This is a genomic window from Streptomyces alboniger (assembly GCF_008704395.1).
In the GTDB taxonomy this organism is placed as follows: Bacteria; Actinomycetota; Actinomycetes; order Streptomycetales; family Streptomycetaceae; genus Streptomyces; species Streptomyces alboniger.
Genome location: NZ_CP023695.1, coordinates 7,927,272 through 7,949,232 on the forward strand (window position 1 = coordinate 7,927,272; position 21,961 = coordinate 7,949,232).

Genomic DNA, 21,961 nt, shown 5'->3' on the forward strand with positions numbered 1-21,961 from the left:
TCATGGATGACCCCGTGCTCACCGCCCGCGAACTGGTGCGGGACCGATTTCCCGCTGCCCGGGCTGCCTTCCTCGCCGGCAGCGTGCTGACCGACCGCCGGACGCCCACGTCTGATCTGGACATCGTGGTCCTCTTGGACGGACCGCCCGCCCCCCTTCGGGAGAACCTGGTATATCGCGGCTGGCCGGTGGAGCTGTTCGTGCAAACAGAGGCCATCTGGCACAGTTTCGCCGACCAGGAGACCGCGTACCGGCGTTCGCCGCTGCTGGCCATGTGTGCTGACGGCATGCTCCTGTTAGACACGGATGGGCTGGGCGCTTCGCTCCAGGACGAGGCGCGAAGGCGTTGGGCTGCGGGCCCGCCCCTGCTCTCGGACCGTGAGCGTGACTACCAGCGGTACGTCCTGACGGACTTGCTCGATGACCTGCGTGGCTGTGCGGACCCTGCGGAGCGGGTGTACTTGGTCTCGCAGATGTTGCAGTGTGCCTCGGAGCTGGTCCTGCTGGTCAGCGGGCACTGGCTCGGCGGCGGCAAGTGGTTGTCGCGGCGGCTGGCTGCGGCCGACCCCGGGGTCCACCGCGCGTTGTCCGAAGCTGCCGCGCAGGCGATCGCCGGGGACGCCAAGGTCTTCGCCGAGGTCGTGGCCGAGGTGCTGGACAAGTCTGGCGGCCCCCTGTGGGACGGGTATGCCATCCGGTGAGTCAGTTGGGCGCGATGCCCGAGGAGTACCTGGAGGGCCGCACGACCGGCCCGGTGACATGGCTGCGCACACCCAAGAACCTGGACCGGTTCGCCGCCCTTATCCGCGCCGCCGACACTCGCCGCCGCGTCATGGAGGACCCAAAGGCCAGGGCCTCCGGCCGTGAATGCTGTGCGGGTCGCACGGCGGGATGGATGACGTAGTCGCCGCGCCAGGCGCCGGGACGCGACCGGCCGCGCACTCCCGAAGTCACCCGGGGGCGGGGGGGAGTGCCGGGGACCGCCTCCTCAAGCACGGAGGCCCCATGGTTGCCCCGAAACCGCCGCGCCCTTCGCCGGAGCAGCGCGAGCGCCTGGAGCAGCTCGCCGACGCCGCCCGGATGCGTATGGCGCTGTCCCCGTCACCGATGCCGCCACTGCCCGGCACCGCTCCCGGCAGTACCCCGGCGGCCGGCCGAACCCGTGGCGCAGCGCGAGGGGCCGCCGTCGGGGATGAGCGGACGCGAGGGATTCCACCGCACACCCGTGCACGCAGGGGAGTGGAGACCACGGTGGAGCGGATCGGGCGGTTCACTCGGTGCGCTTCACCCGGTGGGGGAGTGCGGAACATCCCGGCATCCGGTGCGCTCGGTGCGGTGCATCGGTGCGCCCGTCGACGAAGCCGTGCACTCCCACCCACCGCACCACCGCACGGGTGCACCGCACCCACCGCACCGGCGTGCCGCACCGCACGCTCCACCGGCGCACGTCGGAGTGGCCGCCCCCCGCCCGCTCCACCCGATGTGACCACAGAGGGTGACGCCGCATCGGATGCAGTGCGCTCGATGCACCCCCCTTGACCAGGTGTGCCGCCGAATTGCACCCAGCCCATCGAGTGGAAAGCAACCCTTGTCCACCCACGAGTTTTCGAGCGATCTTCGACGTTTCTCCTTGACCGCGTCCGCTACCACTCTGTGGGCGCGCGCACCGAGTCCACGATGCACGGTGGCGGAGGGGAGATCTCTCCCACCTGGCGCACCGTGCACCGTCACTGTGTGTAGGGGTGATGCGTGGCGCGGACGATGTCGTGTACTCCCGCATCGCGGTGGGTTCCACCGAGTGGAAGCGCACGGCATCGTCCGCACCGAGTGGAGAGTGGAGGCCACCGGATGCGGGTGGAGTCCACTCGGTGCGCCCCGCCGGGTGGGAAAGTGCGTTACATCGTCCGCAACTCAGACACCGTCCCGGAACCTCCGGATCGAAGGTTGGAGACGGCGTCTGAGGAGCGCCCCCCTACAATCCTGTCGAGGTCGCGACCGCACGCTCAATGGGACCGGACCCCGCATGTCAGTGGCGCAGACGACAATCCCCGCATGACCTCACCTCAGCACCTTCAGGGCCTCCTCGCCGATTTAGGGCTTGAGCAGGCAGCCACGTTCACGGCCGTGCACGGCGGTGACGAGGACGCTGTCATCCGGCTCTTCGGCGGCAACCCCGAGCAGTGCCGCCCCCTGCGACTGGAAGATCTGCGCGAGCACTACGAGAGGGACCTCATCCTGGTCTCCCGGTCAGGACCTGCCGTTATCGTCGTGGAGAACAACAACTACCAAGGGTCTCGCGAGGAGGTACTGCGCCCGCTCTCCCGGCACGGCCGCACCGCCAGCGCCTACTGGAACGTCAACGCGGTCTCCCGGCTGAGCCTGGCCGAAGGCGGGCTGATCTCCTGCGCCTTCGAAATGATCGCGCCCGAGTACACCATGTTCGGAGCGCGCCCCGACGCCTGGCAGCCCCTGCTGGAAGGCCTGGACCTGGACGACTACGAAACCCGTTGGGGAGCCGGCCTGATGGCTGTCGAGCGCGCGACCGGTGCGCGATTCGACAACTCCTGGGTACGTGGCCCGCACCGCGCTGTGGAGATCACGCGGGTACCGGAGTCCCTGCTGGGGCAGGGACTCATCGACTCGCCCCTGCTCAAGCGGGAGCCCTTCATCAGCTATCTGGCCGACTTGAGACCCACACTGCTGAAACCGATGCGGCGCCACGCCCTGGACCTGGCCCTCGCACATGCCGGCCTACACGAACACCCGCTGGCCGTGGCAACACTGACAGCCGCCACTCTCCCGGCCGGCGAGAGAGTGCGGCTGCGCGAGGACCTCACTGCCGCCCACGACCAAGCGCACACTAGGGCTCGCGCCATGCTGATCGGCGAGCCGGAAAACTTCGAACCCGAGTGGGAACGCCCCTCCCACCTCGTCTTCCGCCAGGCCATCGTCTTCGGTGTCCTCGCCCAGTGCGTCGCCGCCCATCTGCCCACCCCAACGGACGGGTTCCCGGACATCCTCAGCTCCTTGGATACGGCGATGACCGGGGACGGCGCACGCGCCCATGAGTTCTGGATGGTCAAGTACCTGCACGATGCGGCACGAAGAGCAGCCTGACCCGCGCCGCCGGACGCCGGGGAACTCGCCGGGAAGATATCGGCCGTCAACCACAGGAGAACCTCCATTCCGAGGTTCCAAAACGGGTTGTCAACGTACCGTGCGGCGTGCCGGTCCGCGCCCGCGCGCCACCGCACCGGACATCCGGTGCGGTGGCGCTCTGGCTGTTTGGTAAGCGCTGGTGTCTGCTGTTGGTAAAGACGAGCTGCGATGGGTCTTCGGGTGGGACGTTGGCCCTGGGTATCTGTCCCGTCACATGCTCTGACCTGTGGGAACAGCCGCCGCACGCGTGGTTTTCCGTTGTGCCACACGTGTCCCACTCAGAGCAGAGCCCCTTGGCTCCCCGTATCCTCACCTGCCGGGATAACGGGGCGTGCACCTGCCGTCAGCTCTGGGCCATGCAGACGCTGCCGTCGTGGCCGAGACGGCTGAGGAGACCGTCGAGCACACGCTGGCCCGGATGTTTTTGCAACTAGGGCCACCCCCAGAAGCCACAGAGCAGGGCTACAGCCCGGTAGGCGGCAGTGACGGAGGCAGGCGGCAGTGAGCGTGGAAGACAGCAACATCCCCGCCCCTCCTCCACAAGGTGACCCAGTCGTTGCCTCAGGTCTGGAGATCGCAATGAATTGGGGCGCCGCACTTGGTGGCCCGGAACACCTCAAAGTCGCCCTTCAGGCCCTTGAGCCTCAGCTGAAACGCGAACACCAACAGCACGTCTTTCGTATGACGGGTCTGTATCTGGGTGCAGTCATAAGCGTCGCAATGCTCAGTTCCGGGATCTACATCGCCCAGGACGTTTGGTGGCTGGCGACCCTCCTGTGTGGTCCAAGTTTGATTGCTATGGGAAAGATCTTCGTGCTTCGTCGAAGCGACGGAGACGACATGACAGCCGTCTCGCGAGGGACCCGTACCTCAACACATGCGGCAGCCCAGGCCCAGCCCCCCGTTCAGTAGGTGTCCTTGTGCAGCGCAGCTCGTTGAAGGAGGACAAAAGCAGCCCCACACCGATGAGGACTGCGTCCAGGCACCCCACACCCGGCGCTCGGGGTGCCGGGCCAGGCTCACGAGCTCGTAGGGCGCCGTCGCCTCCTTAGTAGGTGTGTTTTTTCCTCTGGCTGGTCGAGGGTTGAGCTCGTCAACGGCGCATGACAGGCTCGTGCCCCATGACTGATGACTTCACGAAGGACTACCTGCACAACGATCTGCGAGAGATACGCAAGGCCATGCTCTGGAAGCTTGAGGGGCTCAGTGAGTACGACATCCGTCGCCCACTGACTGCGACCGGCACTAACCTTCTCGGCCTGGTCAAGCACTTGTCGCTCTGGGAGTCCAGGTACTTCGGCGAAGTCTTCGGCCGACCGTTCCCCGAAGCTCTGCCCCGGTGGGACAACGCTGCTCAGCGCGGCGCCGACATGTGGGCAACGCAGCACGAGACACGCAAAGAGATCATCGACCGTTACCGTCGCGTATGGGGGCACTCAGACGCGACGATCACCATCCTCCCGATCGACTCCCCCGGGCACGTCCCCTGGTGGCCACGCCCCAACGTGAAGCTGTTCAACATCTTGGTCCACATGCTCACCGAGACCAGCCGGCACGCTGGACACGCCGACATCCTGCGCGAACAACTCGACAACTCGACAGGGACAGCAGCCCAGTACGCGACTCCACAGCACGACGCGGCCTTCTGGGAAGCTCACCGGGCGGACATTGAGCGAGCCGCCAAAGCTGCCGACGAGAAGGATCAGCAGTTGGCTTCGTCGTAGCCGCTTGGGCCGACGAGCGGGGCATCTTCGTTCACGCTGAGGGCGTCCCGGTGCACGACAGCTCATTGAAATGGCGGTTGCTTCGTCCAGTTGACGCGGGGCCCTTTGCGGGTCAGGCGCCGGGTCATGAGCGTGATGAATGCCCAGTTCAGATGGGCTTCGGCATGTTGGGGAAGCCGCTCGTAGTCGCGGCAGTTTCGGCGGGCGTTCATGATCCAGCCGATCGACCGCTCAACCTTCCACCTGCGGGGAAGGACGACGAACCCACGTGCGCCCCGGGGGCGCTGCACCGGCCGCATGGACATCCACAAGTGCTCTGCCGTCCAGGCGGGCAGCAAGTCACGGGCGTAGGCCGAGTCCGCCCAGATCTGTGTGATCTGTGGGTGGGTGAGCCGCAGGCGCCAGAGCAGGTCGCGGGCGATGATTTCGTCGCGGACGTCGCCCGCCGTCACCGTAATCATCACAGGCAGGCCCAGGGTGTTGACCACGAGGTGTCTCTTGCGCCCGTTGATCTTTTTGCCTGCGTCGTAGCCGCGGCTGTCCCGGCCGACGGTGGAAGCCGCCTTCACCGACGGGGAGTCGACGATCAGCGTCACCGGGAACGGGCAGCGGCCCTTGCCCGTTCGGATGTAGCGCCGCAGTTGGTCGCGGATGAAGGTGACCACCCCGGCCTGGTTCCATCGCGCAAGTGAAGTAGGCCGCCGACGAGGTGCCCGTGGTTCGGGTCCTTTTCCGACGGCCCCTTCCCGAACGGTGCGGGCTAAGGCTTGTCCCGCAATGATCTTCGAGTCGGTGTAGACGCGGTGGCATCCGTGGTCGGCGCACGCGCTTCTGGCCGATGTCGGTCCGGAGGTGTCGCACTCGGGCGTCGTGCCATGACCTAGATCACGCGATGGCATGTCACTTTTCGGAGAGCCGGCCCGTCAACTCCGTAAACAGCCAGTTGTCCTTTACAAGGAACAGGAAACCTCGTGTTCGCCGCCTATCTCGCAGTCACTCTTCTCGCCTCGGTCACCAACGGATTCGCCGCCGTCGCGAACCTCGTCGGTCACGACTACCCCAGAAGTCAGGCGGACAAGATGGGGCTGCCTCACTCGACGATGCGCCCGTTCGGCGTGCTGCTGGCGCTGGGCGCGCTGGGGTTGCTGGCAGGGTTCGCCGTGCCGGTGCTGGGCGCGCTCGCCGCGGGCGGCCTCGTGTTGTACTTCCTCGTCGCGTTCGGTGCCCACCTGCGAGCTCGCGACTACCATTTCGGCGGCTGGGCCATGTTCTTCTCCCTGGCGGTGGCCGCCCTGGCCCTGAACCTGTCGTACCACGGCTGAGCTGTCTTGATCCGCTCACCTCACATCGCTGACGGAAGGAAGCCAGCCCCGATGAACACCCCCAAAGACCCCCGGCCACTGCTGTACCGCGCGGCCGGCCAGTTCGCCGCACTCGTCGCCACCGTCGAACCCGGGCAGCTCGACATACCCACCCCTTGCCACGAGTTCGACAGCCGCGCTCTGATCGCCCACGTCATGGGCAATACGCTTGCCTATCCGCACATCATGCAAGGCACCTACAGAGCAGCTGAACCCGGAAACGTCGCCGAGGTCCCGGGCGACGACTGGGCAGCGGCGTACGCGGACGCCGAGGAGCGGCTCATCGTTGCCGGATGGGCCATGGACGATCGCGCGCTGGACCGCATGGTGGATCTCGGCTTCGCGACCCTGCCTGTGCGCGGCGCGCGGGTGTCATGGAAATCGCCGCACACACATGGGACTTGCGCCAGGCCCTCGGAAGTGCGCACGAACTCGCCCCGGAGCTAGGTTCTGTCTCTTTGGTCAGCGTCGAATCCAGATGAGGATGCTGGCGAGGTGGAGTGCGGCCTGGTAGGCGATCGCGAGTTTGTCCGTTCGTGTGGCCAGGCCGCGCCACTGCTTGAGGCGGTTGATGCACCGCTCAACTGTGTTCCGCTGCTTGTAGGTCTCGCTGTCAAAGCCGGGCGGACGGCCGCCTCGGCGGCCTCGCCGCAAGCGGTGGCCGATTTGGTCGGACGGCTGCGGGATGACCGCGCGGATGCCTCGGCGCCGCAGATGTGCCCGGATCGCGCGTGAAGAGTACGCGCGATCAGCCAGGACAGCGAATGGCCGGGTCCGGGGCCTGCCCGGGCCGTTGCGGGGCACACGGATGCGGGACGTCACAGATTCGAAGGCGGGTGCGCCACCGGCCTGGCCTGCGGTGACGGTGAAGGCCAGAGGGCGTGCGTGACCGTCTGCGGCCAGGTGGACCTTCGTGCTCAGCCCGCCGCGGGAACGCCCGACTGCGTGATCGGCGGGCTCACCGAAGCAGGCCGCCCCTTTTTGCGTGCTCCTGCGGCGTGCTGGTGAGCCCGGACGACTGTGGAGTCCACAGACACCGTCCAGTCGACGTCGTCGGCGGCGCCAGCGGCCGTCAGGACGGCGGTGAGGATCATCTCCCAGGTGCCGTCGATGGCCCATCTGATCAGCCGTTTGTGAGCGGTCTGGAACGAGCCGAGCTCGTCGGGCAGGTCCCGCCAGGGCGAGCAGGTGCGGTACTTCCAAGCGATGGCCTCGAGAGTGCGGCGGTGGTCGGCCCACCGCCGCCCGCGAACCGGATCCGCCGGCATCAGCGGCTCGATCCGGTCCCACATCGCATCGGTGATCACTAATCGGACAGGCACAACTGATCAACCGACAAACCCATCAAAGAGGCACGCGCTAGATGTGGACCTCGGAGGGAAAGCCAGTCCAGCGCAGCTCGGGGGGCAGATGCCGCATGTCGTTAGAGGTGAGGACGGAGGCTGGCCGGCCGGGCGCGTATCGGATGACTGTGAGAGCGGCGTTGCCGTGGTTGAGACCGAGCCAGCGCCATCGCGGCGCATGCATAGCGTCCCGGACGAGCCAGGCGACCAGGAAGTTGTGGGTGACGACCAGTTCATGCCGGTCCTCTTCGCCGTCCACCGGCCCGGTGAACATGTCCAGCGCCTGCCGGGCCAGCGCAGGTCCGTGCTCCCGCTCCTCCTCAGTGGCACCAGCGAGAAAGCGGAGGAAGAAGTTTGCGGATTCTGCCGGAAGCTCGTCTCTCACTGGCGTGTAAGGAACGTAGTCACCGGCAACTTCCGAGACGCGCAGGGGAACATTCTTCAGCTGGTCGCCGATCAGACGTGCGGTCTCCTCTGCCCGGGGCAGCGGGCCATGGTGAACAGCTGCGAGAGGGATGTCCCGGAGGCGTTGGCCTAGCAGCATGGCTTGCCGACGGCCCCCTTCCGTCAGCCCGCTCTCCTCCGACGCTGCCTCGCCGTGCCGAACCAGATAGAGGTAACGGGTAGCCGTGCCGGTCATCACAAACTCCTCTGCGCCCACTAACGATCTTGTCTATCGATGGACGCTGCCTCCTCCGGCACCAGTTCCCCCCTACCCATCAAAGAGACACCCCCTAGCCGAGTTCTCACTCGCATTCGCCCACGAGGCCCTGCCGCCAGAACGGGTCAGCGGTGATTTGGTGATCAATGCGCACATCATGGACGGCGACACGGTCATTGTCAGGGTCGGCCGGACACCGAGAACCTCATAGGGCGTGGCGGCCTTGATCGATGGCGAGGCGACGGTCAAGCGACTCAAGCGGGACGGCTCGACCGTGTGGCTCATGCCGGAGAACGAGGCCTACGCCGATCCGTGGCGATGCGGCCTCCATCCTCGGCATGGTCGTGGCGGATGCGCAGCCTGTGAGCACACCTGTCGCGGCTTTCGGCAGGTCAACGAGTAGCCGACTGCTGTGGTTGACTCCTTGCCTCACCGAAATGGGGGGACACATGAGCGATGAGGCCGACGTGACGTGGGAAGAGATCGCGGACAGCTGGCGACTGGACGAGCTGATCGAGGGCCGTATGCAGCCCACCACGAACGACGACGTCCTGACGCTAATGACGATCGGGGCGCTGCGTCCGCGGCAGCCGCCGAATGAAGCCGCGCGGCGAAGGGCCCTCGACGCCATGTTGGCGGCTGCTGAAGGCGACACAGATGCTGCAGAGGACCACCCTCCACGGGATCCTGCCCGGATCGAGCGGACTCTCCAGGCCACGCTGCAGGCCTTCGAGAAGGCCCGGGAGCAACGCGTGGAGTGACCGGGCGCAGTCGGCCCGCCGCGCGACGAGACCGAGGAAGTCAGCGCGTACACATATCGCCGTGACCGCGGGCACCACGAATCCGATCACAGCCCCCGGCGCATCCCAATCGGATGCGCCGGGGGTCGCCATAGGGCCAGCGGACTTCCAGAAACTCCTTGCCCCGGCGCACGCTCTTGCATTCAGCCAAGCCGCTCGGCGTACTTTAGGGCGTGCCCAGGATCTCGATCCGCCCGCCAGTAAGCCGGTGGCTCCACATCGACCAGCCGAGACTGCACACGCCGGTGATGGCGCCGAACACCGCAAGGGCGTTGGTCCAGTTCATGGACGCAGCGTAGGAAGCCGACCGGGCCGGGCGAGGCACTTTCTGCGAACCGACTGACAGAGGAGCCCGGGCCTCGCCCTCCGCTCTCCCCACCTTCGCCCGCCCACGTCGGCGGCCGGCCCCCCCGGTACGGAGAAGGGCGTCCCTCCGGGACGGCTCAGCCTGGCTCGGCTCGCAGCCGGCCGGAGCATCCGGGCCGCGGGCGGCCCTCCTGCCCCGTCCGGACGCCGGGCCGAAGGACGTGCCCTTCGGGCACGACGGCACTGTCCGTCAGTACCACTTCTGCCCGTCCGCGCCCGTCCAGGTCCATTGCTGAACGCGAGCACCGTTACGTGTGGAAGAGTTCTCTACCTCCAGGGCCTTGCCGGAACCATAGTTAGTGATCTCCCAGCTCCCAGCGGGCGGCTTGAGCCAGAGCTGTCCCCTGGCGGTCTTGGAGCAGTCCCAGAGCTGAACGGGAGCACCATTGTCCCTGCGACTGTCGGCCACCTCAAGGCACTTCCCATTATGGGCATTCCTGATCCAGTACTGTCGTCCTGGCCCCACCCATTCCCATTCCCAGGCGGCACCGTCCTGGCCGTTGCAGTCCCATTGCTGGGCCCGGGCACCATTCCTGCTGCTGGAGTTTTCAATCTCCAGGCACTTCCTGCTACCCCAGTTGACGAAAGACGTCGAGTCAGCGTGACTTATCGACGGCGTCAGCAGCATCAAGGCGCCCGCAGCTGCGGTTACGGCTGCGGTCCTCCCCGTAAACGTCATGACAGTCTTCTCCTAAACCAAGAAACACATAAGAGGCTCGCCGGGGTCAACGGCGAGAAGTTGATCTTATGTCACGTTTACTGACACAGGGCCACATGTTGCTGCTGTCAGGCCAGTCTGTGGTGAACAGGACAGCGCTGGCACGGCCTCAGGGGGGAGGGGGCGGCAGCACCTGTGGAGAGCGTCCGCTCCTGCGCGCCGTCGGTATTCCTCTCAGCACCACGGCGTGGACCGATGCCGATCCGTACGGGCCGGGGGAGTTGTGGAAGGTCGACCAGGAGCACTTTGTCTCCCAGGCAGGCAGCGGGGTCTCTCATCATCGGCCGTTCGTCGCGATGCTCACCGACCCCGGATGCGGCATGCCTCTGGCCCTGGAACACGAGGCGTGCCGCCGCGCCACCAGCCGCTGCGACGACTGCCGCGTCTACCTACGCAGCCACAGGCATCCAGGACGTTTGGAGATCCGCTTCACTCGCAGGGCGGACTTCTACCTGGAGCGCGCCTAGAGGGACGTGTCCGAGTTCGAGCGTCGTCGAGGTTGTACCGTCGGCTCCCGGCAACCCGCCGCTGAGCTTCGCACCGCGATCTAGCTCTGCCGGATCGCCACAGCTTCTTGCGGTTGCTGAACCAGTTCTGGCTGCCCGCCAGCGTCGTCCGGCTGACCGTCGCCCGGCGCGCCCGCGAACTGCCATTCCACATCACCTCACCTCGGCGCATCCTCCCTGAGCCCCCCGTGTGGCGATGATCGCGGCAACGATGCCGCCCATGGCACTAATGACAGCCGCAACGATGGCGTCCACGTCTCCCCCTTGCTCATGGGCGCCGAGTTACGCCCGGCAAGCACACTGGCAGCCCCCGGCCGGACGAGACCAGCGGGCATCTCCGCAGCTCATAGGCAGTTTCCCCGCCTGCTGAAAGAGGAGTAGGCCATGGCACGGCGCCCCGGCGGCGGGCGGTGCCAGGGAGACGCCGCCCGCCGGCATGCCGATTGCATCTACCGGATCCTGATGGAGGCCCGGCCCGCAGGGCTGCACATCCCGCAACTGCTGGCTGCCTGGGAACTCTCCCAGCGCCAGGCCGAGGACGGGCTCGCGATGCTGCGCGACATCATCACCGAGATGAACTGGCCGCCCCTGATCTGGACCCGCGTTGACGGACCGAAATGCCCGCACGGTGAGGCCGTGCGGGCCTGTGGATAACCGGCTCGCGATGACGGTTCAGGCCCGTCCTGGTCCTTGGGCGCGGCTGGAGCGGGGCCAACTGGCGTCGGCCTCGCCGCGCAGCGCCGTTGGAATGAAGCCGAGAGGGCGAGGCGGGTAGGTCACCCCGTAGGTGCGGGCGAACCGGTTGGCGGGTGCGATAGAGCCCTGGAGCCGTTCCAGGAAGAAGGCCCGGGCCATCGACTGCATCCGTTCTTCGTTCACGTGCAGGATCCACCGGTTCGCGGCGCTGTCGAAACGGGCCGCCTCGGCGGCCGCCTCCAGGCCAGGAGCCGGGCCTTGACGCAGACGTCCGTTCAGCGCCAGGTAGCGCCGCACCGCTTCCAGTTCCGAGGGGCGCAGCAGCACGGTCTTCAGCCCCGGCCCCGTCGCAGCGGTGCCCGGGGCAGCCCGTACCCGCGCGTACGTCAGCGCGTCCCACCCGTCGTCCGTCAGCCGTACCGCCCACCGCACCGGATGGCCGGCCTTCGCTGAGAGCTCGGCCCGGTCCTCGCGTGAGGCTTCTTCGGCGAGCCCGAGTTCCAACAGGGCGCCATGGTCCGCTCATCAACGCCTTGGCTCAGCCCGGCCCACTCCTGCGTGTGCTGTGCGTCGGCCAGCCGCCACAGCAGAATGCTGTGCTTGTCCGAGCGCCCCATGCTCTGCCCCTCCCGCCGCTGTGCGATGCCGCGACGCTAGCGCCCACAGCCCGGCCTGCGGGCACTGTCAACTGAACCGGACACGGAAGGGTCAGGCACCTCAGGCGCTGTCCACGACGCCGAGATCCTTGTCAGGATGCAGTGGGGGCAGGCAAGGACCTGCTGATACAGAGCCTCGCGGGCCTGCTCCCGTGAGACGCCCAGCGCCCGCGGCCACTTCAGTGCGGCGTAGCAGCCGCCGACGTGCACGCCCGCAGGCAATCCGTCACCGACGCCCTCCTCAATGATCCAGCCCGGAACCGGCGGCCGACGTCGCTCACCTTCGGCCTGCTCGGCCTGGCGCTGCGCCTTTTCCGTATCAGCGGTCGAGTCGTCGCGGGCTCCGGGCGGCCAAGTTTCTGGAGTCATCCGACGGCGACAGGCACTGAGCCATACCAAAAGCCCTGGGCCCTACCGATCCTGCGAACGACCAGCCCGAGTCCGCCTCCAAAAGGTAGGACAGGCGCTCACTCTGCGGAACCGAGAATTCCGATGGGGACGCCGTGCAGAGCGGGGGAGAGGAAGTCACCGATGCCGCCGGCGGAGGCGGGGGTGGCGGCGAGGATGCCGCCCGCTACGGCGGTGGCGGTGAGGGTGAGTGCGGTCAGTACCGGGGGACGCGTCATGACCGGTGAACGAGTACCGCGGCGGCTTGTCACGACCTTGTCCGCCAGCTCAACCGTCCCGCCCGCCCACTCGACGCTCACCTGTAGCTGAAGTACCGGAAGGTGCTCGGGCCGGCTCCCCAAGGGGCGCATAGGGTATCGGTCATGGATATGAGGGCGCTGGCCGAGAACCTAGTGCGGGAAGCCGAAGGGCTTATCCGCGAACACGTGTGGATCCTGACACCCGACCATCGCCTGGTCGTCGCGAAGGCCGCCGCCGACCTGCACGCCGCCGTCGGTGCTCCCCAGACCCAGGAAGCGCTGCCCGCCGTAGAGCGCCTGGAACACCTGCGGGAAGCACTCGCCGCTGTGGCCATCGCTCTTGCTCACGTCCACGGGCATACAGCCTGGTTCCTCGGTGCGGCTGCCAACGTCCTCACGCCCATCTTGCACTGGCGTGCCCTGCCTGCCGGAGACAGCCAAACATTCGGTGCCGTCCCCTCGCCCCCGGAGCGGTATGCGGAAGCCGAGGGCGCAGTCCGCATACTCCAGAGGGCCTTCGCTAGCGTCGCCTCCTGCTGAGCTGAGACCAACCGCCCCATTGACGGAACGGCTTGTGGCTTTGTTCACGAGAACCGGCTCTGGTCCACTTTGTGTGGAGTCGTACGCCCGGTCGCAGCCTGCGGGTCCGGTTGGCGGTACGAACGGGCGGCGGCCGCCGTTCGGGACAGCGGAAGCCCCCGGGTGTCGACGACCACATGGCGCGTGCGTCCGTTGATCTTCTTGCCCGCGTCATAGCCGCGGGTCGCTTTGGACACGGTCTCGGCGGCCTTCACGTTTCGGGAGTCGACCACGGTGGCGACCGCCCAGCTCGCGGTTCAGCGGGTGGTGTAGCCGCCGTTGAGGAAGATGGTCTGGCCGTTGGCCCACCAGCCGTCGGTGAGCAGATGCGTCACCCAGGGCACGATGTCCTCGATCTTGGTGAGGTCACCGTTCATCGCGGACGACTTGTGGTAAGCGATGGAGTCGTCGTCCTCGGCGGGGTAGAAGAATGAGGTGTCCATCGGTCCCGGGGCGATGTTGTTGACCGCGATGTTGCGGCCGAACAGTTCCTTCGACAGGGCGCGGGTGAAGTGCTCGACCGGGGCTTTGCTGCCCGCGTAGGTGGAGTACAGGCCGGTGTATGCGGCCAGCAGCGAGGTGACAATGGTGATGATCTTCCCGCCGTCCTCGATGCGGCGGGCGGCCTCGCGCATCACGAAGAACGCGGCCTTGGAGTTGACCGCGAACATCCGGTCGTACTCCTCCTCCGTGATTTCGGTGAGCGGCTTCTTCAGCACCATGCCGGCGGTGTTGATGCTGTAGTCGAGCTTCCCGAACCGGTTCACGACGTCGTCGAAGACCCGCTCCACCTCGGAGACCTGGGTCAGGTCGCCCTGGATCGCGAACGCCTCGCCCGGGCCGGCGTTGATCTCGTCCACGACGGCCTCGGCCTTGGCCCGGGAGGAGTCGCTGTTGTAGTGCACCGCGACCCGGGCGCCCTGCGCTCCGAGGGTGGTGCTGATCAGCCCGCCGAGGTTACGTGACGCGCCGCCGACGAAGGCGACCTTGCCGTTGAGTGTCTTGTCCGGAGTGGTGACCATGACTGCCTCCTGCGATGCGCTCGGGTGGGACGGCATGACCCCGGCGAACACCGCGGGCCAAGCCATACTCACCAGACTCACCGCAGAGGCGCATGTGGATCTTGAACGATCCGATCAGAGGTGGAACAAACCGCTCACGACTTCCCGCCGGCCGTCAGCGTCCGCCGTCGCCGTCCCGCAGCAGCCGTGGAGTTGCACCCACGTAGCGCCGCATCATCCGCGTCAGATGGCTCTGGTCCGCGAAACCTGCCTCCGTCGCGATCTCCGCAATCGGCCTGCTGGTACGGGTGAGCTCCCACCGTGCGTACTCCAGACGCTGCTGCATCACGTACTGGTGCGGGGATTCGCCGGTCGATGCTTTAAAGACCCGGGTGAAGTGAGATTCGCTGACCTGGGCCACGGTGGCCAGTTCCGCCAGCGTGACCCGCTGCGAGAGGTTCGCATGGATGTAGTCCATGACCTCGGCCAACCGGCGCGGCGGCAGCCCGCCCTCTCGGCCAGGCAGCGTCCGGCCTTCGGCGGCCACCCGCAGTATCACCGCGGCGGCCGCCTGGACCAATGACTGCGCGTACAGGGAGTCCGCAGGGCCGGGCCCGGCGTACTCCGCCACCAGACGCTCCAACAGCATCTTCAGCAGCGGATCGGTGAAGTGGAACCGCGGAACCAGCTCTACCTGGCCGGCGGCGCCGCTCTCGGACGTCAGCTGCTCCAGCCACGCCGGATCAATCCCCAGAAGCAGCAGCTCCACGTCGTCCTGCCAGCGAGGCCGCGACGCCCATCCGGCGGGATTGACCAGCGCCTCCCCGGCATGAAACCGCTCCTGGCGGGGTGTCCCGTCCGCTGACCAGCGCAGATTCGCTGACCGCCCCGTGTGCACCACCAGCACATGCACCGGAGGACCCACGGATAGCGGGGCGACGTCCGATCTGCCCGCGGCGCGCTCAATCGACCGCTCGGCCACCGCATGGCCGAGATCGGACCCACTGCCGTCCAGACACCGCAGATGAGGCTTGATGCGCGAAACACCCACCACACCAGTATTCACCCGTACGGTGCGCCCTGCAGCAGCCCTGGGCACGACTGGGTTCGCTGTCAAACGCCTCGAATGGATATCAAGGACACTGTGGAGTCGGTCGTCCCCGGTCTCGACCGACTCCACAGAAAGTGGACCAGAGCCCCGTTCTCGGCTCTGGCCCACTTCCTGTGAGGCGGTTACTTGGAGTGATTGGTGGGTGGTTCCAGGGCGTCAATCACTTGTTGGACTTCGTGGCGCCACTGGTCGGCGTCGTCGCTGTCCACCCAACCTGTTGCCATCTCTGATCCATCTTGAAGTACCCGTTGGAGCGCGAGCAGGGCTGCCGCCCGGAACGACACCGGAAGCTCCGGCAGGGGTTCTTTGGGGCCGTCATCAGGGTCGATCTGAATCCGGGCGTCAGGGAGGGCGCTGGCGACGAGGGCCGCAGCAGCGACGGCTTGGATGCCATCTCCGCCATCCACACGGGCTTTGGCGTTCGTGACGCGTAGAAACGCTTGCGCGAGCACATTGATGACCTGTTGGGAAGACAGCCCCTCAAGTCCATCGACGAAGTCTCCGGCCAGGTCACTGTCGAACGGACCGGTTCCCCACGTTCCCATGCGCTGCTCCTGAAATCGGTATCGCTGGCGAAGGCAGCATTCCAGTAGCCACTGACATCGGTCACGGAGCGAGGAGAACTCGCTTGCGGAGCAGGTCGAATCCGGCGCGGCCGAACATCTGACGCTTGAGCATCTTGATCCGGTTGACATGGCCTTCGACGACGCCGGAGTTCCAGGACAGTGTGAGGCCGGCGATGACTGCGTCGAGGTCGCGTTCGAGGTGCTGAGCGAACCGGCTGAGGCTGGGCAGGTCGGTGGTGTCTCGGGCGGACTCGATCCACTCCGGCAGTCGGTCTCCCTCCAGCTCGGTGACCATGCGGGCGAAGGAGCGTACGTGCTCGGCCAGCGCGGTCATTTCGGGGCAGTTGGCCAGGACCGCCTTGAGCTGAAGTTGGTCGTGTTCGGCCAGGGCGTCGGGGAGAGTGAGGATCCAGCGGGACACGGCGCGGGCTGACGGTGGCCGGGGCCCGATGGGCTGAGGCTTGCCCCGTAGAGTCTTCTTGGCGTAGTCGCGGACGCTGCTGTGACCGTCCGGGTAGCCCTGTTCGCGGATCTCTTCCCAGAGCTTCCAGGCGTTGGTGCAGCCGTCCTGCCACCGTTGGTCGAGGTAGGGCTTGAAGGCATCGAGCCTGGTCACACGGTTCTGCCACTGGCCGGTGAACAGCTCCTCCGGGGTGGTGGCGAGGGAGAAGCGCAGGATGGTGTTGAGGCCCATGCCGAGCTGTCGGGCGACGGATCGCTTGCTGTGGCCGGCGGCCAGGAGTGCGTGAACGGTCGCGTGTTTGGCGCGGGTTCGTTCAGCGAATTGGTGGCCCGTCGGCCAGGGCGACGACACCGTCGGCTCCTCCGTCTCCTGCGGTGCGTCCGGCGCCGCGGGCATCGGGCGCAGGCAGCCGCGGTGCCGGTAGACGCACTTCTCGGCGGCTTCACCCAGGTTGTGCCAGAGGTGCCACCGGTCGGCGACCTGGAGGGCTTGCGGGGCGCCGCGGGTGGCGCCGTCGGCGAAGAACGGGGCCCGGTCGCGGCAGGTGATCTCGATGCCGGGGCGCTCGGCGAGCCAGGCCGCGAGCGTGTCCGCCTCCCGGTCCGGCAGGAGGTCGATGGGGCGGCGTGTCTCGACGTCGACGAGCACGGTTCCGTAAATGCGGCCCTTGCGCTGGGCGTACTCGTCCACGCCGACCACGCGGGGCACGACGGCGGGCGGCTCCGGGAGCGAAGCGACCAGTCTCAGCAGGGTGTTGCGACTGACCGGAGTGCCGAAGACGTCCGCCATTCGGGCTCCGGCCCGGCCCGCGAGCGCGAGTCCGACCGAGACGAGCGTCGATCGCAGCCGTTCCGTTTGACGGCCGAACCGGCGCGTGAACCCCGACACCTGCTCGACGAAGGTCCTGCGTGGACAGGACTCCTCTCCGCAGACGAACCGCCGCACTCTCAACGCCACCACAACGAGCCTGCCGACCGATGGCAGATCACGAGGAAACCGCAGATAGGAACCGTGTACTTGCCCCGACCGGCACCCGCACCCCGGGCAGGCCACCTGCCGGACCGTGCTCCGGGCCTCGACCCGGACCACCGCGTCGGTCACCGTGATCGACTCCACCAACACGTCCTCCACCGAGGAGAACAGCAACTCTTCGAGCTGCGGCCGTACTTCGTCCACGGCGCAGCACTGTTGGCCATGCTGCCCACCGGCCGGGCGATTTTCGGGCGACCTCAGCCACCATCACGAGAAGGCCGATAGTCACTCAGCGTACGCGGCCACAACAAGTGGGCCAGAGCCGAGAACGGGGAGTCGTTTGTTGACGACTTCGGGAGTCCCTCATGGCCGTCGGATGCACCAGGAAGGTGCCCAGCGAGGCTCCTTCGGAAGATGTGGAACCGGGGCACCACTCCGCTGCCCGTCTCCCTCCACGCCCGGGTAAGCCGCCCCGCTGTCGCCGGCTGCGTGTTGGGAAGTCCGCCTGCTGCACGAGGACCCCCTGTCCGCTGCGCGGCTGACCTCCGCCTGCCCTCCGGCCACTACCGGAGGGCAGGCGGAGGTCAGGCCGCCTGGGAGGAGCCGCCCCAGCGGGGGTAGGTGTAGCCGAGGATGCGGGTGCTGAGGGTGGAGGCGACGGTGACGCCGAAGGGTTGGAGAACGTCGTGGGTGCTGGCCCCCCCACCGTTGTAGGTGTCGGCGAGGCCGGTGTTGCGTTGTTGCCATTCGGTCCAGATGAGGTCGACGAACGTGCGGTGGACCCAGTGCAGGGGGTCGTTGGGGGAGTACATCTGGCTCATGTCGCCGCCGATGTGCACGTGGACGCTCGCCTGGGGAGTGCCTTCGAGCGCCCGGCGGAATTGGTCGTAGCTCTGCCTGTTCGTGTTCAGGAGGTTCTCGATCATTCGGGGGCTGTACCAGGATCCGATGGTGGAGCCGCCGTTGAACTTGCGTTGCAGGCAGTGATTGTTCGGGATGGTGGCCTGCCAGTCGGCGAAGGCCCCGTTCGTCACGCACCGGCTGCTCCCGGTGCCGTTGCCGCCGAAGTAGGAGGAGCTGAGGATGGCTGATCGCTCCGGTGCCTGGGAGTCGCGGGACCAGTCCCAGTAGGGCAGGACGATAGTCGGGTCGATCTTCTGGAGGGCGGCCTCGAAGCGGCGCAGGTGTTCGCGGTTCCAGGGCAGGAACGCCGCTACCCCGTGACTGCTGGCCCGGTAGTCGTAGTGGTCGGCGGTGAACTGGTCGTACTGGGACTGTCCTGTGCCGCTCCTGACGTGGAGCGCCTGGACCGCCGCGAAGAACCGCTTCCGCTGGTCTTCGGTGAGCTGGCGGATCTCCCGACGCGTCATCACCTGTGGGACGGGGCGACCTTTCAGATGGCGAGTGGGACCGGCTGGAGCCGCACCTTCCGAAGAGCGTGGGGCGGGGCGGGCGCTGGAGGGACCACCGCATGGTCAACGGGATCCTCTTCCGGCAACGGGCCGGGATCCCGTGGCGTGATCTTCCCTCACGGTTCGGGAAGTGGAAGACCTGCCACGACAGGCATCGCAGGTGGTCAGCGGACGGTACGTGGGCAAAGGTATTGAGGGCCGTCCAGGCCGATGCTGACGCGGAGAGCCGGATCGACTGGAGTGTGGTGAGTGTGGACTCCACCGTGTGCCGCGTCCACCAGCAGGCCGCCGGGGCCCGAAGCCGGCCCCCACGGATATCAGGACGGCGCCGTTCTCCCGCCTGGCATCGGGACGATGAGGCGATCGGCCGTTCACGCGGTGGGCTCACCACCAAGATCCATCTGGCGAGCGACGGAGGCTGCCGACCGCTGGCTGTCCTGATCACACCGGGGCAGTGGGGCGATGCTCCTCAGCTGATTCCGGTCCTGGAGCGCGTCCGCGTCCCGCGACCGGCCGGTGGGCACCCGCGGACGCGCCCGGACCACCTCTGCGGGGACAAGGCGTACAGTTCCCGCCGCAACCGGCGCTACCTGCGGCGGCGGCAGATCCGGCACATCATCCCCGAGCGCAGAGACCAGCAAGCCCACCGCCGACGCCGTGGCGGCGCGGGTGGCAGACCCACCGGGTTCGACCGGGAGCGGTACGCACGCAGGAACGAAGTCGAGCGCACCGTGAATGCCCTCAAGGGCTTCCGCGCCGTGGCGACACGGTTCGACAAGCGCGCTTACGTCTTCGAGGGAACGGTCACCGTCGCAGCGATCCGGCTCTGGCTCTGCTCATGATGGGGCTCCACCGCCATGGCCCGCCGGACAGTCCCTGGTCCCTCTTGATCAATCAGTAGGCGAAACGTAGCGTGATGAACCGATAACTCATTGCTGATAGGGGAGGGCCATCCATGAGCTACCTGCGTAAGAACAGCTTCATGATCTTCTTGGACGAGGACGCGCCCCGGGCGGCGAAGGCGGTGGACCCGCAGCAGATCGCGGAGATCGAAGCCGCGCACCAGGAATGGAAGAAGGAGCGCATCGAGGCGCTGATCCTGGAGAGGCTGGCGGTCACCGCGCCCCGGGACTCCCGTTCGCCGCAAGACCACATCGACAGCATGCTGGACCGCGAACGCGTCGTTTCGGTGCTTCCCAGCGCCCCTTTCGACAAGGAGACCATCGAGGCGATGCTGGCGGGGGAGGAGGCCCTCAAGGAGGTGGAAGCCAGGAGGGCCGCCAAGGCGAAGGCGGAGGAGGAGGCCCGCAAGGAGGCGGAAGCCAGCCGGGCCGCCAAGACGAAGGCGGAGGAGGAGGCCCTCAAGGAGAGGGCGGCCGGTCCCGAGGGGCAGACCCTGCGGTGGATCGTCCAGCGCGTCCAGGGCGTCGGCGGCGACGAGGCGGCGTTCAAGGACTTCGTGGCCGGCGACCACGAGATGAAGGACTCCCGCAACGAGCGTCTGCGTGATTTCGCTTGGAAGGTCTTCGAGATCGATACCTCCAAGGCCGACTTCTCGGGCGACCGGTACGTCCCGCACCGTTCCTCCGAGACCACTGTGCGGTTCAGGAGTGGCAGCGACACCCAGGTCGGCATCGAGGCCAGGAGCTACAGCAAGACGGTTGACGGCAAGCAAGTCGCCATGACCCAGACCGAGACGCTCCACTCCCAGGGCCCGGCCCTGTGGGTGAAGGTCGCCGACGGCGCGTGGGCCAAGGACGGCAACTGGGGCGGCTACCTGCAAGTCACCTGCGCCACCGCAAAAGGCAAGTGGATCGATTCCAGCGACGGCTGGGTGACTCCCGTCTCCTCCAAGGCCGACAAGGTCACCTTCTACGACATGGGCAACTACTACGAGATCTGGCAGAAGGACCGCGAGACCGGTAAGCCCCTGACCATCCAGGACGGCTTGCTGCGCTTCGTCCACGGCGCCACCCCCGGCAAGTTCAACCTCCAGGACTCCACCTGGGACTGACCGGCCCCAGCTACACCGCAGCACCCCCGGCAGGCAGTCCCGGGGGTGCTGCGGTCATTTCCATCAAGTCATCTGATCGCTGGTGGATGTGGGTCGTCGACTGACGCCCAGTGCAGACAGCACGACCCATCGGATACCCCCTAGGTCGTGGCGGCCGAGGAGGAGGAGCTGTGGGCGGGTGAGGGTGCCGGTGATGGCGCCGATGACGGCTTCCCTGATGATCTGATGTGTTCAAGCACATCAGGAGGGGTCTAGATGGGCGAGTGGCACGTGGAGTGGGTGCCAGACCCAGGTCGCTGGGGAACGTTGCCGGCCGAGGGTCTCCTTGGGGTACAGGACCTGCCGGAGGCAGTGGCTCGCATCGGCCTGAGGCCGGGGGATCCGGTGTACTTACGGCCGGACGGCATGGTGGACCGGGATTTCCTGGATTTCGTTCGGTCCGCGGTCTTCCGGAATCTGGAGCGGGAGACGAAGCGTAATTACGGAACGGATTACCGGCTGTTGCTGAATTTCCTGTCCTCGCGTGGGCTGATGTGGCGGGAGGCGACACGGCAGGACCTGGCGGACTACCGGCACTGGCGGTGTGATGCGCCGGAGAACCCGGGTCGGATCGGTGGGTCGAAGTGGGAGCGTGAGGCGGCGGCGTTCACGAAGCTGTTCAAGTGGGGCAAGGTCTACCCGCTGCCGGTGGATGTCTCCCGGCGCGAGGACCGGGTGCCGGACGCGGTGAGCTCGCGGGTGTCGTGGCTGACGCCGCGGACCTGGGACCTGTGGCTGGACATCGGGCTGCGTGGCCATACCCGTGCCGGCGTCGCCGGGCTGGGGTGGGAATCGCGCACCGAGCTGCGGAACACCAGCTTCGTGCAGTTGGTGCTGAGTTCTGGGCTGCGTCGGCAGGAGTGCGGCTCGCTGCTGACACTGGAGCTGCCGACCCAGCGTCTTCGCCGCGGCCGCTACCTGCATGGCCAGTTGGCGAGCGCGGCGACCAGGTCGAAGCACGGCCGGACCTACGTGGGCCAGCGACGTTCCGGTCAGCAGGGTTGCGGTCAGAGCGAGGGCGGCTGTGAGGCGCGAGGTGGCCCTCCGGTGGGCATGGTGCATGGGCTTCCTTGCCACGGGGCTGCACGGGGCCGGCTGCGTGGGCGGCGTGCCGTGTGACCGCGGGGCCCGCGCAGGCCGGAGGTGCGCATGCTTCACCCTGCCCAC

Annotated in this window: 26 protein-coding genes and 1 pseudogene; 13 read left to right on the forward strand and 14 right to left on the reverse strand. The window is 67.1% G+C overall.

The window, feature by feature from the left end; genetic code table 11:
• Nucleotides 1–2: 2 nt before the first annotated feature.
• The 4 genes from CP975_RS34650 (at nucleotide 3) to CP975_RS34675 (ending at nucleotide 4,883) form a co-directional block, all read left to right on the forward strand.
• A complete protein-coding gene (locus tag CP975_RS34650) occupies nucleotides 3–701 on the forward strand; it encodes a nucleotidyltransferase domain-containing protein (protein WP_055531705.1) in 699 nt (232 codons plus the stop codon).
• Nucleotides 698–904, forward strand: coding sequence for a hypothetical protein (locus tag CP975_RS34655; RefSeq protein ID WP_055531703.1), 207 nt, complete (start codon nucleotides 698–700; stop codon nucleotides 902–904). Before CP975_RS34650 ends, CP975_RS34655 begins: the two co-directional genes overlap by 4 nt.
• 1,148 nt (nucleotides 905–2,052) lie before the next feature.
• A complete protein-coding gene (locus tag CP975_RS34665; protein WP_150477741.1) occupies nucleotides 2,053–3,117 on the forward strand; it encodes a DUF6461 domain-containing protein in 1,065 nt (354 codons plus the stop codon).
• Between the two features lie 1,163 nt (nucleotides 3,118–4,280).
• Nucleotides 4,281–4,883 (forward strand): DinB family protein, encoded by a 603-nt coding sequence (locus CP975_RS34675; RefSeq protein ID WP_055531699.1) that lies wholly within the window; start codon nucleotides 4,281–4,283, stop codon nucleotides 4,881–4,883.
• Between the two features lie 62 nt (nucleotides 4,884–4,945).
• Here CP975_RS34675 and CP975_RS34680 read toward each other — a convergent pair whose 3' ends face one another.
• On the reverse strand, nucleotides 4,946–5,548 hold the full coding sequence (locus CP975_RS34680; RefSeq protein WP_167532790.1) for a transposase: 603 nt from the start codon (nucleotides 5,546–5,548) through the stop codon (nucleotides 4,946–4,948).
• A 306-nt stretch (nucleotides 5,549–5,854) separates the two neighbouring features.
• Between CP975_RS34680 and CP975_RS34685 the strand changes: the two genes are divergently transcribed.
• Nucleotides 5,855–6,205, forward strand: a complete 351-nt coding sequence (locus CP975_RS34685) for a DoxX family protein (protein WP_030788460.1) — start codon at nucleotides 5,855–5,857, stop codon at nucleotides 6,203–6,205.
• A gap of 51 nt (nucleotides 6,206–6,256) precedes the next feature.
• Nucleotides 6,257–6,691, forward strand: coding sequence for a maleylpyruvate isomerase N-terminal domain-containing protein (locus tag CP975_RS34690; protein WP_055531697.1), 435 nt, complete (start codon nucleotides 6,257–6,259; stop codon nucleotides 6,689–6,691).
• A gap of 15 nt (nucleotides 6,692–6,706) precedes the next feature.
• Here CP975_RS34690 and CP975_RS34695 read toward each other — a convergent pair.
• A protein-coding gene (locus tag CP975_RS34695; RefSeq protein WP_246201850.1) for an IS5 family transposase occupies nucleotides 6,707–7,536 on the reverse strand; the annotation gives its coding sequence in 2 pieces (ribosomal slippage) (nucleotides 6,707–7,195 and nucleotides 7,198–7,536; 828 coding nt in all).
• A 67-nt stretch (nucleotides 7,537–7,603) separates the two neighbouring features.
• Entirely contained in the window at nucleotides 7,604–8,227 is a 624-nt protein-coding gene (locus CP975_RS34700) for a histidine phosphatase family protein (protein ID WP_055531716.1), read from the reverse strand.
• Between the two features lie 235 nt (nucleotides 8,228–8,462).
• Between CP975_RS34700 and CP975_RS36155 the strand changes: the two genes are divergently transcribed.
• Together CP975_RS36155 and CP975_RS36160 are read left to right on the forward strand one after the other, a co-directional pair.
• The gene (locus CP975_RS36155; protein ID WP_234336333.1) at nucleotides 8,463–8,651 is read left to right on the forward strand and encodes a LexA family protein; all 189 of its coding nucleotides are present in this window, start codon (nucleotides 8,463–8,465) and stop codon (nucleotides 8,649–8,651) included.
• 46 nt (nucleotides 8,652–8,697) lie between these two features.
• Nucleotides 8,698–9,009, forward strand: coding sequence for a hypothetical protein (locus tag CP975_RS36160; RefSeq protein ID WP_055531695.1), 312 nt, complete (start codon nucleotides 8,698–8,700; stop codon nucleotides 9,007–9,009).
• A 595-nt stretch (nucleotides 9,010–9,604) separates the two neighbouring features.
• Here the strand turns inward: CP975_RS36160 and CP975_RS36735 are convergent.
• Complete coding sequence (locus tag CP975_RS36735; protein ID WP_150477744.1) at nucleotides 9,605–10,093, reverse strand: RICIN domain-containing protein; 489 nt, start codon at nucleotides 10,091–10,093, stop codon at nucleotides 9,605–9,607.
• A gap of 359 nt (nucleotides 10,094–10,452) precedes the next feature.
• Between CP975_RS36735 and CP975_RS35290 the strand changes: the two genes are divergently transcribed.
• Both CP975_RS35290 and CP975_RS34715 read left to right on the forward strand, forming a co-directional pair.
• Entirely contained in the window at nucleotides 10,453–10,599 is a 147-nt protein-coding gene (locus tag CP975_RS35290; RefSeq protein WP_167532791.1) for a hypothetical protein, read from the forward strand.
• A gap of 423 nt (nucleotides 10,600–11,022) precedes the next feature.
• The gene (locus tag CP975_RS34715; RefSeq protein WP_055531693.1) at nucleotides 11,023–11,292 is read left to right on the forward strand and encodes a hypothetical protein; all 270 of its coding nucleotides are present in this window, start codon (nucleotides 11,023–11,025) and stop codon (nucleotides 11,290–11,292) included.
• An 18-nt stretch (nucleotides 11,293–11,310) separates the two neighbouring features.
• Here the strand turns inward: CP975_RS34715 and CP975_RS34720 are convergent, their stop codons facing one another.
• From CP975_RS34720 to CP975_RS34755, 10 genes and pseudogenes are all read right to left on the reverse strand, one after another.
• Nucleotides 11,311–11,838 (reverse strand): DUF6417 family protein, encoded by a 528-nt coding sequence (locus CP975_RS34720; RefSeq protein ID WP_055531692.1) that lies wholly within the window; start codon nucleotides 11,836–11,838, stop codon nucleotides 11,311–11,313.
• 149 nt (nucleotides 11,839–11,987) lie between these two features.
• Entirely contained in the window at nucleotides 11,988–12,359 is a 372-nt protein-coding gene (locus tag CP975_RS36740; RefSeq protein ID WP_220450196.1) for a DUF6233 domain-containing protein, read from the reverse strand.
• Nucleotides 12,360–12,457: 98 nt separating this feature from the next.
• Entirely contained in the window at nucleotides 12,458–12,616 is a 159-nt protein-coding gene (locus CP975_RS35295; protein WP_167532792.1) for a hypothetical protein, read from the reverse strand.
• 171 nt (nucleotides 12,617–12,787) lie between these two features.
• Nucleotides 12,788–12,985: a hypothetical protein gene (locus CP975_RS35300; RefSeq protein ID WP_167532793.1), complete on the reverse strand. Its 198-nt coding sequence runs from the start codon at nucleotides 12,983–12,985 to the stop codon at nucleotides 12,788–12,790.
• A 344-nt stretch (nucleotides 12,986–13,329) separates the two neighbouring features.
• Nucleotides 13,330–13,455: pseudogene (locus CP975_RS34730) on the reverse strand (transposase); the annotation flags it as partial.
• A gap of 18 nt (nucleotides 13,456–13,473) precedes the next feature.
• Nucleotides 13,474–14,238 carry an SDR family oxidoreductase gene (locus CP975_RS34735; protein ID WP_055531688.1) on the reverse strand — a complete coding sequence of 255 codons (765 nt, stop codon included), beginning with the start codon at nucleotides 14,236–14,238 and terminating at the stop codon, nucleotides 13,474–13,476.
• Between the two features lie 154 nt (nucleotides 14,239–14,392).
• The gene (locus tag CP975_RS34740) at nucleotides 14,393–15,268 is read right to left on the reverse strand and encodes an AraC family transcriptional regulator (RefSeq protein ID WP_055531714.1); all 876 of its coding nucleotides are present in this window, start codon (nucleotides 15,266–15,268) and stop codon (nucleotides 14,393–14,395) included.
• Between the two features lie 182 nt (nucleotides 15,269–15,450).
• Entirely contained in the window at nucleotides 15,451–15,873 is a 423-nt protein-coding gene (locus CP975_RS34745; RefSeq protein WP_167532794.1) for a DUF4259 domain-containing protein, read from the reverse strand.
• Nucleotides 15,874–15,934: 61 nt separating this feature from the next.
• Nucleotides 15,935–17,533, reverse strand: a complete 1,599-nt coding sequence (locus CP975_RS34750; protein WP_055531684.1) for an ISL3 family transposase — start codon at nucleotides 17,531–17,533, stop codon at nucleotides 15,935–15,937.
• Between the two features lie 380 nt (nucleotides 17,534–17,913).
• Nucleotides 17,914–18,699, reverse strand: coding sequence for a tyrosinase family protein (locus tag CP975_RS34755; protein WP_055531682.1), 786 nt, complete (start codon nucleotides 18,697–18,699; stop codon nucleotides 17,914–17,916).
• 5 nt (nucleotides 18,700–18,704) lie between these two features.
• On the opposite strand from CP975_RS34755, the gene CP975_RS34760 reads away from it, so the two are divergent.
• The 3 genes from CP975_RS34760 (at nucleotide 18,705) to CP975_RS34770 (ending at nucleotide 21,913) form a co-directional block, all read left to right on the forward strand.
• The gene (locus tag CP975_RS34760; protein ID WP_150477747.1) at nucleotides 18,705–19,583 is read left to right on the forward strand and encodes an IS5 family transposase; all 879 of its coding nucleotides are present in this window, start codon (nucleotides 18,705–18,707) and stop codon (nucleotides 19,581–19,583) included.
• A gap of 113 nt (nucleotides 19,584–19,696) precedes the next feature.
• A complete protein-coding gene (locus CP975_RS34765) occupies nucleotides 19,697–20,755 on the forward strand; it encodes a hypothetical protein (protein WP_055531680.1) in 1,059 nt (352 codons plus the stop codon).
• Nucleotides 20,756–21,010: 255 nt separating this feature from the next.
• On the forward strand, nucleotides 21,011–21,913 hold the full coding sequence (locus CP975_RS34770; RefSeq protein WP_425474305.1) for a hypothetical protein: 903 nt from the start codon (nucleotides 21,011–21,013) through the stop codon (nucleotides 21,911–21,913).
• The last annotated feature ends 48 nt before the right edge of the window (nucleotides 21,914–21,961 follow it).